Below are 12,876 nucleotides of genomic sequence, written 5' to 3' on the forward strand. Positions count from 1 at the left end.
GATGCGATTGAATAGACTGAACCTGATCAAATACGGCAAGTTCACGGACCGCTGCGTGGAATTCCCGCAATCGGCGCGCGACTTCCACCTGATTGTGGGCCCCAACGAAGCCGGCAAGTCGACGCTGCGTTCCGCCGTCCTCGATTTGCTGTTCGGGATACCGGCGCGCTCCGCGCATGCCTTCCTGCATCCCCTGAACGAGCTGCGCCTGGGCGCCTCGATCGGCAACCGGACAGACTCGCTGGAATTCCAACGGGCAAAGGCACAAAAGCAGACGCTGCGCACGCCTTCGGACGCGGTACTTGCGGACAATACCCTGGTGCCCTTCCTCGGCACTGCCGACCGGAATTTCTTCGACCAGATGTTCGGCCTCGACCATACCCGCCTGGTCGAGGGCGGCAACAGCATCCTGAACGCGGAAAACGATGTCGGCCAGGTGCTGTTCCAGTCCGCTGCCGGCATTGCCAGCCTGGGCAAGGTAAGGGATGCGCTCCTTGCGGAAGCCGACAAGTTGTGGGCCCCCAGAAAGGCTGCCGACCGCGCGTATTACAGCGCGGCCGACCTGCTTGAAAAAGCAAGCAACGCGTTGAAGGAAACGACGGTTCGCACCAAGGTATGGACGGAAGCAAACAGCCGCCTGCAATCCGTGATGGACGAACTCGGCAATGTAGGCGATCGGTTGCGCCAGCTTGAAATCAAGCGCAACCGGCTGGAACGCATCCGCCGCGTCGCGCCCTTCCTGCAGACCGTTCGGGATATCGAGCGCCAGCTGAGTGACCTCGGCCCGGTCGCGGACCTGCCTGCCGACTCCGCAACCATCTTGTCGACAGCGGAGCGTGAACTGGCCACCGCAAGACAGTTGCTGGAACTGCGCAGCGGCGAAGTCGAAAAGGCACAGGAAGAACTGGCGCGCATCCGGATCGACGACGCCGTCCTGGAAGTCGCCTCCGACATCATGGCGCTCGAGGAATGCCGGGTGCGCTATAGCACCTACGCGCGGGATATCGGCAAACGGCAAGAGGAGATCAATGCGCTGCTGGCGGACATCCGCAAGGCATGCCTGCAGCTGGGATGGGAGTTCGAATCCGAGGACAGGCTCGCTGCGCGCCTGCCATCCCTGCTGGTACGGCGGGAACTGTCGCGCCTGTCCCAGTCGCACAGCGGATTGACCCAGGCATTGCGGGCAGCGGAACAGGCCGAGCAGGCAAAAACAGCGGAAATCCAGCATCTGTCGCAGGAGCTGGCAGAGATGGACACCGGCGAGGTCCGGCCGGCACTGCGCGCCGCCCTCGCCGGCGCCCGAGCCCTTGGCGATACGGAAACCGCCATGCAGAAGCAGCAAAGCCTGCTTTCAAAGGCCAGGGCAGCCCTGTCCCATGCCGAGCTGGCGCTGGGAAGATGGAACAAGCCGATTCCCGAGCTGGCTGCGATGGAATTGCCGAGCCCGGAAGCGATCCAGCATGTGATCCAGGACCGGCTCACGCTGATGAATGACAGGAAGGCGCTGGAAACGCGCATACAGGATCAGGCGGGAGTGGTCTCGACCCTGAAGCTTAAAATCTCCCAGCTCACGGAATTGCATCAGCCGACTCCACGGGAAGCAGTGTCGGAGGCGCGCCAGGAACGTGACGGATCCTGGCAGGCGATCAAGGCAGGGACCATCAGCGTTCAGGAAGGCGCCGAACAGTTCGAAGCACATATTCACCGCGCAGACGAACTGGCGGATAAACGGCTTGAAAACGTCGAAGCGGCGGCGCAGCTGCAGAGTCAACAGCATCAGCTTCAGCAGGCAATTCACCAGCAATCGATCCTTGATGAGCAGCGATCCCAGCTGACTGAACAGTTGGGACAATTCGACAAGATGTGGGCCGAAATGGCGACGTCGGTCGGCCTGCACGGCATGAAGCTGGAAAACATCGGCGAATGGGTCGCAAAGCGCGACAAGGCGATCGCGGCCGCTGCGGAATGCCAGGAGGCACAAGACAGCGCCGATGCGTTGTCGCGCCAGGCAGAAGAACACCGTCTGGCATTGGCGGCGGCATTGCGCGAGGCGGGACTGCAGGTCGAGCAAACGGACAAACTGACGTCCCTGTGCGTACAGGCGGAGCTCCATATCCGGAACGTCGAGAGCGCCAGTGTGCGTCGCGAGGCACTGGAGGGCCAGTTGAAGGCCGCGAAGGCGCAGGCGCATTCCCTGGGACAGACCGCCGCCGAAGCAAGAACATCCGCCAGCAACTGGAAAGAAGAATGGTCAAGGGCACTGGCGGCGGCCGGACTGGCACAAGATAGCGCGGCAGGCACCGTTGGCGGAGCGCTGGAGCTTTTCGCCTCGCTTGACGAACTGCTGGGCAAGGTGCGGCAGACCCGTGTGGACCGCATCGCGGCGATGACGGCCGATCTGGAAAAATTCGCCGAGGAAGCGCAGCGCCTTGCCCATCATTTCGGAAGCGAATTCGATGGCATGGCACCGGACCGGATTGCCCAGGAACTGGCAAAACGGCTGGCGCGTGCGAAGGAATCGCGAACAGAGGCAAACCGGTTGAAAGAGACGATCCGGCTTGCGAAAGAACAAGCAAAGAACGCACAGGAATCCATCGAAACCGCCACCGCCAGCCTGAAGCCGCTGATGGAGCGGGCTGGCGTCGATTCCCGTCCCCTGCTTTCCGAGGCGATTTCGCGTGCTGACGCGCATCGGCGCTGCTCGCTCGATCTGGCCAAGGCGAAGGCACAACTCGTCGACGGCGGAGACGGGCTGCCCCGCGAACAGCTGGAACAGGAAATCGAAGGCGCGGACCTCTCGCAGGTAACGGCAGAACTGGCAGCCGCCACCGCCGAGCACGGCGAAGCGGTACAACGCCAGGCAACGCTTGCCGCAGAAAAGGAAAAGGCCGGCAGCGCGCTCGGATCGATCGGCGGCTCCGGCGCGGCCGCCATGGCCGAAGCGCAAAGGCAGGAGGCGATCGCGCAGATGGCCGATGCAGCGGAACGCTATGTCAAAGTCTTTACGGCAGCAAAACTCTTGCGCTGGTCCATTGATCGTTACCGTCAGGAGAAACAGGGGCCGATGCTGGGCCGTGCCAGCGCGATTTTTGCGCAGCTCACGCAAGGGGCGTTCAACAGGCTGGTCGTGGACTTCGACGCGCAGCCGATGACGCTGCATGGACAGCGCATGGACGGCAAGCTGGTTGGTATTGGCGGCATGAGTGACGGGACAAGGGATCAGCTGTATCTCGCACTGCGCCTGGCCGCACTGGAAATGCACCTGGAGAAAGCGCCCCCCTTGCCGTTTATCGCGGACGACCTGTTCATCAACTACGATGACGGCCGCTCGACGGCCGGCTTCGAAGCGCTGGCCGCGTTGTCGGAAAAAACGCAGGTGATTTACCTGACCCACCACGACCACTTGGTGGAGTCAGTGCGGGATGTCTTTGGGCAGGAGGTGTCGGTTGTGCATCTCTAGAGGGTGTTATGAACTAGGGAAGGGGGGCGTTCGGTCGAGAAGGGATGCAGTGCTAGGCGCGGCGCGCTGCTCAGACTGGGCGTCTGGGCAAGCGTCGCAACACCGCAATGCGCCCCTTCTCGACCGAACCCGGAGGGCAGCCCCCTTCCCTAGGGCATAACACCCTCTATGCTATCTCTTGTGCCTGAGCAGCAGCCATGCCGCTGCAGCGGTGACCGCAAACGCAAAGGCGGCGATGGCCCAGAACCCCGCGCCGTCGTCCGCCATCGGTATCCCGCCTACATTCATGCCCAGCAGGCCGGCGGTGATGTTGACTGGCAGCGCAAGCACCGTCATCGTCGTCAGCAGGTAGAGGCTCTGACTGTTTTCTTCATTGACACGCGCGGCTATTTCTTCTTGCAGCAGTTTGATCCTTTCCTGCAACGCTGCCATGTCGTTCAGCACGACCGAGAACTCTTCGGTTGATTGCCGCAGGTCCTGCAGGTCGTTATCGTGTATCCACGCCGGCGGCCGCTGCAGCAGCCGGAACAGCGCGCCAGGCTCGGGAGCCAGCAGGCGCTGCAGCCGCACCAGCAGCCTGCGCAAGGTGCCCAGCTTTGTCCGTCGATGGTTCAGCCTGTCCGCCAGCAACGCGTCTTCGATATCGTCTACCTGCGCTACAGTCCTGCGCACAATTTGCACCAGCACTTCCGCCTGTTCGCGCAGCAGGTGCACGAGCAGCTCGACGGTCGACTGGATGGCATCGCCACTCTCGATGGCCTGCCGAAGTTTTTCGATGGATTGGAGCGGACGGGTGCGCGCGCTCAGCACGATGCGGTTGGCGACATTCACCCACATCGTCGACATGTCGGAAGGCTCGAACGTAAAGTCGTGCAATACATCGTTCACCACCGCCATCAGGTTGCCTTCGACCAGCTCGATGCGCGTCGATCGCGAACCCTCGTGGAGTGCCTCATAGAACTCCTCGGGCACGATGTCGTGCTTGCGTATCCACTTCTCGCTGGCCGCGTTGCTGAGATTGAAGTGCAGCCAGAGGAACTCCGGTCCCGCAGCGCCGTGTCCCTGCAGCCACTGCAAAGCGCCCTCGCTGGTGACGCGCCGCGTTGCCTTGCCCGGGGAGAACACGTACCCCCAGATGAGGCCGCTCTGTTCGGAACCGTAGTTAATGCTTTGGACTTCCATGTCATAGCTTTCGTCAGTTGATCCCCGCTGCGGCGCTCCATTCTCTATTACGCAAGAGCAAAACAATGCGGGCCGCGACAGCATGCCAGACGCCTGTGACGCAAGCGTGACGGACACGGGTCTCTGCATCACGCCATTGCCATCCTGATAATGATATTTAGCTGTCCTCGCCTAGACTGCTCCAAGGGCCTGCTGCAAGGAGCAATTGTGGAGATTGAACTGAAACTGGAACTGGACCCGGCAGACAGCGACAAGCTGCGCCGTCATCCGCTCATCGAGAAACTTGCTGATGGCAAGCCGGAACAGGACGAGCTGACCGCGATCTACTTCGACACGCCGGAATTCACCCTGCGCCAGCACGCCGCAGGCCTCCGTGTGCGCAAGATGCGGGGGCACTGGATCCAGACCCTGAAGGCCGGCGGCAGCGTGAAAGGCGGCCTGCACCAGCGCGACGAGTGGGAAACCCCTGTCGACGGCGCAGTACCGGCCCTGGATCAGCTTGCATCGATGGTCGACGCCGATTCGCCCCTGTCGGCGCTTCTCAAGCAACCATCCCTTGCCGACACGCTGCAGCCGATCTTCCGGGTGAAGGTGCAGCGGTCGACGTGGAACCTGCGCGACGGGGATGGCTGCGTCGAACTCGTGCTCGACGAAGGAAGCGTCCAGCGCGATGACCGGAAGGTGCCGGTCAGCGAGATCGAACTCGAATTGAAGGAGGGAGAACCTGGCCGCCTGTACGACATCGCGCTCAGGCTGCTCGATGGCGTGCCCCTCCGTCTGAGCAATGTCAGCAAGGCGCAGCGCGGCTACGCCCTTTGCAGGCAGGAAGAACCTGCCCCCGTGAAAGCCACGCCAGTTGCATTTCCGCGTTCGCCGACAATCGAAGACGGCTTGCAGGCGATCGTGCTGAACTGCCTGGCGCAGATCCAGGCCAACGAGAGTGCCGTGATGGAAAGCGGTCATCCCGAGAGCCTGCACCAGATGCGAGTCGGCCTGCGCCGCTTGCGCTCGGCGCTCAAGCTGTTCGATGAGGCCGCATCGTGCCCGGCGGATTTGCAGGAAGAACTCCGCTGGCTGGGAGAAGCGCTGGGCGAGGCGAGGGACTGGGACGTCCTGTCATCCTCGACGCTGGCCCGCGCGGGAGGCGTGGGCGACGCTTCTTTCCCAGCGCTGAATGCCGCCATGGACGAGGTCGTGCGCGGCAAGCGGAACCAGGCCGGCGCCGCGCTTCGCTCGCCGCGTTACACACGGCTCATGATCGGCATGTTCGCCCGGGCAATGGGCAAGCAGTGGCGGGACACGCCGGCCCTGGTCCATGTCGATCAACTGGAGGCGCCGCTGAAGGCGTTTGCGCAGAAAGCGGTCAAGCAGGGGCACAGGCGCGTCCTCAAGCGCGGCAGGAACATTCGCCGCGCGCCGCCCGAGGAACTGCACAGGCTGCGCATTGCGGGAAAGAGGAATCGTTATGCAGTCGAATTCTTCGCCCCCCTCTATCGGCCGAAGCGCCTGCGCAAGTACCTCGATGCGCTATCTGCCATGCAGGACGAGCTTGGCTGGCGCAACGACGTGTCGGTGGGCGACCGCCTGCTGCGGCATCTGGAAACGGAAAAGCCGGAGGCCGCAGCGAGTGCCGCGTACGCGCGCGGTTTTCTTGCGGCGCACGTTTCCAGCAACGAGCAAAAGCTGCGCAAGACCTGGAAACGCTTCCGCGAGGCCGACCTGCCGCGGCTGCGATAAGCCGCGGGCGGGAATGCCGCGTCAGTACACCTGCGGCACGCAGATCTCGTTCGGCACCGGGCGGCGGGCGTAGTCCTCGCTGCGTATGCGTTCGGGCAGCGTGATCAGCGGGTGTTCGACCTCCTTGTAGGGGATCTGGCTCAGGAGATGATGGATGCAGTTCAAGCGCGTGCGCTTCTTGTTGTCGGCGGGCACAACCCACCATGGCGCCTCGGGAATGTGGGTACGCTCGAACATCACTTCCTTGGCCTTCGTGTACTCTTCCCAGCGGCGGCGCGATTCGAGGTCCATCGGGCTCAGCTTCCATTGCTTCAAGGGGTCATGGATGCGTCCCAGGAAGCGGGATTCCTGCTCCTCGTCGGAAATCGAGAACCAGTACTTGATGAGCTTGATGCCGGATCGCACCAGCATGCGCTCGAATTCCGGCGCAGAGCGGAAGAATTCCTCGTACTGCTCGTCGGTGCAGAAGCCCATCACGCGCTCGACGCCGGCGCGGTTGTACCAGCTGCGGTCGAACAGGACAATCTCGCCTGCCGCCGGCAGGTGCGACACATAGCGCTGGAAATACCATTGCGTGCGCTCGCGGTCGTTGGGCGCGGGCAACGCGGCCACCCGGCAGACGCGCGGGTTCAGGCGTTGCGTGATGCGCTTGATGATGCCGCCCTTGCCGGCGGCGTCCCGCCCCTCGAAGACGATCACCAGCTTGTAGCCGGTCCGGACCACCCAGTCCTGGAGCTTGACCAGTTCGCCCTGCAGCCGGAACAGTTCCCGGAAATACATCCTGCGTTGTTCTTTCGCGTCGTCCTCAGGGAGGTTACGCATCCGCTCACCGATCCGGTCCTCGACGCGGTCGTCCAGTTCCAGTTCGAACTCCTCGTCGTAGCCGTCCTCCAGGTCGCGCCTGAGCCGCTCGATCAATTCCGCCTGTTTTTCAACATCCATGAGTATCGTAATCCGTGTCGGTATTAAATCGTGTCTCCATGCGGCTCGCGCCGCATCGCAAGCAGGTCCTGCTCCTCGGCAAGGTAGCCATCCAGCCGGTTCCTAAGGAATTCCGGCAAGGAGCCGGCGTCGACCGTTTTGAATCCCTTGGATGCATAGAAGTGGACCAGGTGGGAATACGGCAGGCAGTAGCAGACGGCGTCGTCGAGATGGGGCATGGCGGCCGCAAGCAGCCGCTTCCCGATGCCTTGCCCGCGGTATTCCGCCCGCACCTGCATGCCGCGCAGGACGACCGTTCCCTGTTCCCGGCAGATGCGCACCGCGCCCACGATGCCTGCGCCGATCCTTGCCATGAGGATGATGTCTGATGGATCAACGCCGCCGCCATAGCCGCAGTCCCGGTAAAGGCCGAGCACTGAGGCCATCTCGCCGGGCTGCGCGTGGCCGATGATGGGAGTCAAGGGATCTTGCCGGTTCTGCACGGTATGCACGCCTCCTTGTATCGGATCAGTCCAGGCGCTTGATGCGCCCAAGCGCCTGCGCATTGCGGATTGCGCATCGCGCCAGACTTGAGGCAGCCAGCCAGGGCATCGACGTCCAGCGTTGCGCATCTGCAATAAGGTTTCCCAGCATGCTTTCACCTGATCGGCCCTTCCTTCGCGTTGCGGGAGTATCCAGCCAGCCGGCGACGACCGCCGTGAGGGGCCGTGCCGCATCCGCATACCGCCGGACCAGCTTGTCGACACCCGGATCCCTCTCGTATCGGGGATATCTTGCGCTGATGTGCACTTCCTCACTGTCTGCCGTGACATGGGACTCGCCTTGGACAATCAGGTTCCGGGCGGAAGACGCCAGGACGCGGCCAAGCACCGGGTCAACGGTCAGGTTGATGTCAGTCAGCAAGGTTCCGTATTGCCCGGCGCTTGTCAGGAGGATGGGCTTTGCCGGATCAGTCCTGCCGTAATCGCACACGTACGCACTGTGCGTATGTCCGGAAACGACCACATCGACGCAGGATCGAGTTTGCCGAGGCGCGTAGCGGTCCGAGATGGCGTCGAGGTGAGATGATGCGGCATCCGGACATCCTTGGCGGTGAAGACCCGGCGAGACGATGGTGGTAGCTGGCGGTCGGGTCCGATTCACTCCTCGAACCGGACTTCCTTGCGGAAGGCAACGCGACCCAAGACGCCGGTAGGCGCGTACCGAGGATGGTCGTAGTACCACACGGCGTCGGCACACTTCTTCCTGCCGGCCTGCAGGCTGAAGGTAATGACCGAATCTTTCGCCGCGGCCGCATCCCGCGTCCGGCTGAGGCGAAGATATTCGGGCTTTACGGAGGATAGCGGAAAAAAATAGTCCATTTCAACAAGCACGATATCGTCCGACTCGGCGATAACCATTTCATTCCAGATCGCTTTCATGTGAACCTCCAGCGGCATGACAAGAATTGCTACCGGCATTTTCGCCTGCCGGTATGACGGAATGATGACACGCGTACGAAAAGCGCCCGGACGCGGCTGTCAGTGCGCCGTAACAGCGGACATGTACGTTTGCTTTGATTTGAATCCGAATGCGCAGTAGTTCGCATGCGTGCGCTGACAGCTTGTCGAAGCCGGTTGTGCCGTTCGAGCAGTTGGCGGTGGTCAGATCCGAAGTGAGGAGGATGAGGCAGAGCGCCTGAACCGCCTCCCCCGTGGGCGTCGAACGGGTACTTGGGCGAGCCCTACTGCACCAGCGGCGACGAAGCCCCTTCCAGCGTCACCCCCTGGATATCCGCCTTCCCCACAAGAATCTGCAAGTACTGGTGCAGTCCCTTGTGCCAGGCCTGCTGCGTCAACGTTTCCGCGATCTGCGCTTTCACCGCATCGAACGGCAACAGCTTGCCTTCGACATGCTTCATGACCTGCACGATATGCAAGCCGAAGCGGGTTTCGATCAGGCGATTGGCCATCTCGCCGTCGCCCAGGCGGAACAATATGCGCTCGAATTCCTGCACGGTCTGGCCGCGCGCCAGTTGCCCGAGGTTGCCGCCCAGCGCGCCCGAGGGGCAGTTCGAATAGGTCTTGGCCAGCTCGACGAAACGCTCCTGATTGCGCTGCAATTCTTCCAGCACCGATTCCGCTGTAGCCCGTAGGAATTCGAGCGAGACGGTCGGCGTCACCTGGAACAGGATGTGGCGCGCTTCCACCAGCTCGCCGCAGGTGTAGCGCTCCTGATGGTTGCGGTAGTAGGTTTCGCACGCCGCATCGTCCGCTTCCGGAACGCGCACTTCCTTGGCGAACAGCGTTTCGATGCGGGCGTCGTCGTCATCGCCGTCCAGGCCGAGCCGGTCCGCTTCCTGCAGCAGCATGGTGCGCAGGACCAGCTCGTGGACGGTTTCCTTCAATGGGTTTTCCGCTTTCTGATGGTGCACGATTTCCTTCTCGATGGCTTCATCCGTGATCTCGATGCCGTTGACGGAAATACCCATGGTCCCTCTCCTCTTTCAGTGACGTGACATTAACGCGGGCGCACCAGCTGGTACGCGCGGCTGAGATAACCGACGGACGCGAAGCCGCTCCACACGTGCACCAGGCGGGTGAACGGGAAGATCACGAACAGCGACATGCCCATGAACAGGTGCACCTTGAACAGCAGCGGCGCTTCTGCGAGGAAGCCGGCGGCATCGCCACGGAAGGTGACGATGTGCTGCGCCCACTGCATGAACAGCGTCATCAGGTGGCCATCGGTGTGCGATGCCGACATGAAGATGGTGGAAAGGCCGAGCAGCAGCGTGGCCAGGATCCACAGCAGCACGATCTTGTCCTTGAAGGTGGTCACGGCGCGCAGGCGGTCATTGGAAAAGCGGCGTGCCAGCAGTGTCAGCAGGCCGACCAGGCACAGCGTGCCCATGATGCCGCCGGCGGTCATGGCGATGATCTGCTTCGCGCCGTGCGACACGCCCAGCGTATCCCACACCCAGATCGGGGTGAGCAGGCCGGCAGCATGACCGAAAAACAGCCCGATGATGCCGATGTGGAAGCAGATGTTGCCGAAGCGCAGCGATCCGCGATGGAGCATCTGGCTGGACTCCGATTTCCAGGTGTATTGCTCCCGGTCGAAGCGGACCAGACTGCCGAGCAGGAAGATCGCCAGCGCGATGTACGGGAAAATCCCGAAAACGAATTGATGCAGGTAGTTCATGTTTTTATCTCCTTGTAATCCTGTGGCACCGTCATTGGTTTGTCAGGCCGGTGCTGCCGCTGCCGGACGACGCGCGGGATGGAAGTTGATCGGCTTCACGCCGCTCGATCCGCAGCTCAATCCCTTGTTGAGCAGCGGCTCGACGCCATCCGCTCCGGGCCCCATGGTCTCAAGCAGTTCGTCCATGTCGCGGATCGGCGGTTCGGACAGTTCTTCCGCCGGCACCGGGCTGAGCGCTTCAGCGGCCTGGAGCACGACCGCGTACGGGCTGTTGTTGGCCGCCAGCTTGCGGCCGAGGTGCGCGAGCACGTGCACGGCGTCCGAAAGCAGGCGGTCCGACTCTTCCTTGTCGACCTGCGACAGGAACTCGAGGAACAGCGGCACGTAGTCCGGCAGGTCGTCGGCGCACATCTGCAAGCCGTGGCTCTTGTACTCCTGCATCAGGTCCACCATGGCCTGGCCGCGGTCGCGGGACTCGCCATGGATGTGTTCGAACAGGTGCAGCGAGTGCGACGGATTGCGGTCGAAGGTCGACACGTAGTTTTCCTGCAGCGTGAGCAGGTCTTCGCCGGCGAGGTAAGCGAACAGCGGCTGCAGCGTCGCCTTCATCTCCGGCTGGCCGTCCAGCGCCGCGTACAGTTCGTCGAGCGCCTCGATCAGCGCCTCCTCCGGGTACATCAGCAATGTGGACAAGACTTGATAGTGTTGCATGGTCATTTCCTTATTCAACGCATGCCTGTCGGCGGGTACGGACGGCAGGATGGGGTGGGATTGGCGGGCCCCATCCTGCCACTAGGCGTCCTACACGCCCTCCGTCTCTTTCTTCTTCCTCGACTTGGGCATGTCGACGAAGATCACCGAACCCTGCTTCTTCTTGCCGAACAGCGATTGATCGCTCACGCCATCCGAGCAGCCGTTGCCGAAGCTGAAGCCGCATGAGCCCTTCTCGTTGAAGCTGTCCTCGACCATTTCCTTGTGGCTGCTCGGAATGACAAAGCGGTCCTCGTAGTTGGCGATGGCCATGATGTGGTACATGTCTTCCACCTCCGCCTTGGACAGGCCGGTCTGCTTCAGCACCTCCAGGTTCTCCGTGCCGTCCACCGACTTGGCGCGCATGTAGGCACGCATCGCCAGCATGCGGTCAAGCGCATGGACCACCGGCTGCTCCTTGCCTGCGGTCAGCAGGTTGGCAAGGTACTTGACCGGGATGCGCAGGCTCTTGGTATCCGGGATGATGCCGTTCATGCCCATCTTGCCGGACTCGGCCGCGGCCTGGATCGGCGACAGCGGCGGGATGTACCAGACCATCGGCAGCGTGCGGTATTCCGGATGCAGCGGGAAGGCGACCTTCCACTCCATCGCCATCTTGAACACCGGCGATTTTTTGGCGGATTCCAGCCAGGATTCCGGGATGCCCTGCTTGCGTGCTTCCTCGATGACCTTCGGATCGTTCGGGTCGAGGAAGAGCTTGAGCTGGGCTTCGTACAGGTCCTGCTCGTCCTTCACGGATGCAGCGGCTTCGATCTGGTCGGCGTCGTACAGCATCACGCCGAGGTAGCGGATACGGCCCACGCAGGTTTCCGAGCACACCGTCGGCTGGCCCGCTTCGATGCGCGGGAAGCAGAAGGTGCACTTCTCGGCCTTGCCGGAAGACCAGTTGTAATAGATTTTCTTGTACGGGCAACCGGAGATGCACATGCGCCAGCCGCGGCACTTGTCCTGGTCCACCAGCACGATGCCGTCGTCTTCACGCTTGTAGACCGAGCCGGACGGGCAGGAGGCGACGCAGGCCGGGTTCAGGCAGTGTTCGCACAGGCGCGGCAGGTACATCAGGAAGGTGTTTTCGAAGGTGCCGTAGATTTCCTTCTGCACGCCGTCGAACAGCTTGTCCTTGCTGCGCTTGGCGAACTCGCCGCCGAGGTCGTCTTCCCAGTTCGGGCCCCATTCGATCTTGTCCATCTTCTGGCCGGTGATCACCGAGACCGGACGCGCGGTCGGCGGCGTCTCCGACAGCGGCGCGTTCTGCAGGCGCTCGTAGTCGTAGGTGAACGGCTCGTAGTAGTCGTCGATGGCCGGCAGGTTCGGGTTGGCGAAGATGTTGGCCAGGATCTTCAGCTTGCTGCCCTGGCGCGGTTCGATCCTGCCGTCGGCGTTGCGCTTCCAGCCGCCGTTCCACTTGTCCTGGTTTTCCCACTCCTTCGGGTAGCCGACGCCCGGCTTGGATTCGACGTTGTTGAACCATGCGTATTCCACACCGTCACGGCTGGTCCAGACGTTCTTGCAGGTGACCGAACAAGTATGGCAACCGATGCACTTGTCCAGATTCAGCACCATGCCAATTTGTGCTCTGATTTTCATGTTTGCTCCAGAAT

The 12,876-nt window shown here is 62.2% G+C and carries 11 protein-coding genes; 2 read left to right on the forward strand and 9 right to left on the reverse strand.

What is annotated here, in order from left to right; genetic code table 11:
- Position 1 precedes the first annotated feature (1 nt).
- Positions 2-3,460: an AAA family ATPase gene (locus AC3WOY_RS01450; protein ID WP_492420587.1), complete on the forward strand. Its 3,459-nt coding sequence runs from the start codon at positions 2-4 to the stop codon at positions 3,458-3,460.
- A 171-nt stretch (positions 3,461-3,631) separates the two neighbouring features.
- Here the strand turns inward: AC3WOY_RS01450 and AC3WOY_RS01455 are convergent, their stop codons facing one another.
- Positions 3,632-4,642, reverse strand: coding sequence for a transporter (locus AC3WOY_RS01455; protein WP_492420589.1), 1,011 nt, complete (start codon positions 4,640-4,642; stop codon positions 3,632-3,634).
- A gap of 207 nt (positions 4,643-4,849) precedes the next feature.
- Between AC3WOY_RS01455 and AC3WOY_RS01460 the strand changes: the two genes are divergently transcribed.
- Entirely contained in the window at positions 4,850-6,379 is a 1,530-nt protein-coding gene (locus AC3WOY_RS01460; RefSeq protein WP_492420591.1) for a CYTH and CHAD domain-containing protein, read from the forward strand.
- Between the two features lie 21 nt (positions 6,380-6,400).
- Here AC3WOY_RS01460 and ppk2 read toward each other — a convergent pair whose 3' ends face one another.
- The 8 genes from ppk2 to narH form a co-directional block, all read right to left on the reverse strand.
- Complete coding sequence (gene ppk2, locus AC3WOY_RS01465) at positions 6,401-7,321, reverse strand: polyphosphate kinase 2 (protein ID WP_492420593.1); 921 nt, start codon at positions 7,319-7,321, stop codon at positions 6,401-6,403.
- Positions 7,322-7,344: 23 nt separating this feature from the next.
- Positions 7,345-7,803 carry a GNAT family N-acetyltransferase gene (locus AC3WOY_RS01470; RefSeq protein ID WP_492420595.1) on the reverse strand — a complete coding sequence of 153 codons (459 nt, stop codon included), beginning with the start codon at positions 7,801-7,803 and terminating at the stop codon, positions 7,345-7,347.
- A 25-nt stretch (positions 7,804-7,828) separates the two neighbouring features.
- On the reverse strand, positions 7,829-8,464 hold the full coding sequence (locus AC3WOY_RS01475; protein ID WP_492420597.1) for a hypothetical protein: 636 nt from the start codon (positions 8,462-8,464) through the stop codon (positions 7,829-7,831).
- A complete protein-coding gene (locus AC3WOY_RS01480; RefSeq protein WP_492420599.1) occupies positions 8,461-8,781 on the reverse strand; it encodes a DUF427 domain-containing protein in 321 nt (106 codons plus the stop codon). The genes AC3WOY_RS01475 and AC3WOY_RS01480 overlap by 4 nt, the downstream gene beginning before the upstream one ends.
- A gap of 263 nt (positions 8,782-9,044) precedes the next feature.
- A complete protein-coding gene (locus tag AC3WOY_RS01485; RefSeq protein WP_492420601.1) occupies positions 9,045-9,791 on the reverse strand; it encodes a peptidylprolyl isomerase in 747 nt (248 codons plus the stop codon).
- 29 nt (positions 9,792-9,820) lie between these two features.
- The gene (narI, locus tag AC3WOY_RS01490; RefSeq protein WP_492420603.1) at positions 9,821-10,504 is read right to left on the reverse strand and encodes a respiratory nitrate reductase subunit gamma; all 684 of its coding nucleotides are present in this window, start codon (positions 10,502-10,504) and stop codon (positions 9,821-9,823) included.
- 42 nt (positions 10,505-10,546) lie between these two features.
- Positions 10,547-11,215, reverse strand: a complete 669-nt coding sequence (gene narJ / locus AC3WOY_RS01495) for a nitrate reductase molybdenum cofactor assembly chaperone (RefSeq protein ID WP_492420604.1) — start codon at positions 11,213-11,215, stop codon at positions 10,547-10,549.
- Between the two features lie 90 nt (positions 11,216-11,305).
- The gene (gene narH / locus AC3WOY_RS01500; protein ID WP_492420605.1) at positions 11,306-12,862 is read right to left on the reverse strand and encodes a nitrate reductase subunit beta; all 1,557 of its coding nucleotides are present in this window, start codon (positions 12,860-12,862) and stop codon (positions 11,306-11,308) included.
- Between the last annotated feature and the right edge of the window lie 14 nt (positions 12,863-12,876).

This window comes from Noviherbaspirillum sp. FW303-A3, from assembly GCF_058788695.1.

Coding starts and splice junctions, on each gene's coding strand:
- AC3WOY_RS01450 (WP_492420587.1), top strand. CDS start 2: ATGCGATTGAATAGACTGAACCTGATCAAATACGGCAAGTTCACGGAC.
- AC3WOY_RS01455 (WP_492420589.1), bottom strand. CDS start 4,642: ATGGAAGTCCAAAGCATTAACTACGGTTCCGAACAGAGCGGCCTCATC.
- ppk2 (WP_492420593.1), bottom strand. CDS start 7,321: ATGGATGTTGAAAAACAGGCGGAATTGATCGAGCGGCTCAGGCGCGAC.
- AC3WOY_RS01480 (WP_492420599.1), bottom strand. CDS start 8,781: ATGCCGGTAGCAATTCTTGTCATGCCGCTGGAGGTTCACATGAAAGCG.
- AC3WOY_RS01485 (WP_492420601.1), bottom strand. CDS start 9,791: ATGGGTATTTCCGTCAACGGCATCGAGATCACGGATGAAGCCATCGAG.
- narI (WP_492420603.1), bottom strand. CDS start 10,504: ATGAACTACCTGCATCAATTCGTTTTCGGGATTTTCCCGTACATCGCG.
- narJ (WP_492420604.1), bottom strand. CDS start 11,215: ATGCAACACTATCAAGTCTTGTCCACATTGCTGATGTACCCGGAGGAG.
- narH (WP_492420605.1), bottom strand. CDS start 12,862: ATGAAAATCAGAGCACAAATTGGCATGGTGCTGAATCTGGACAAGTGC.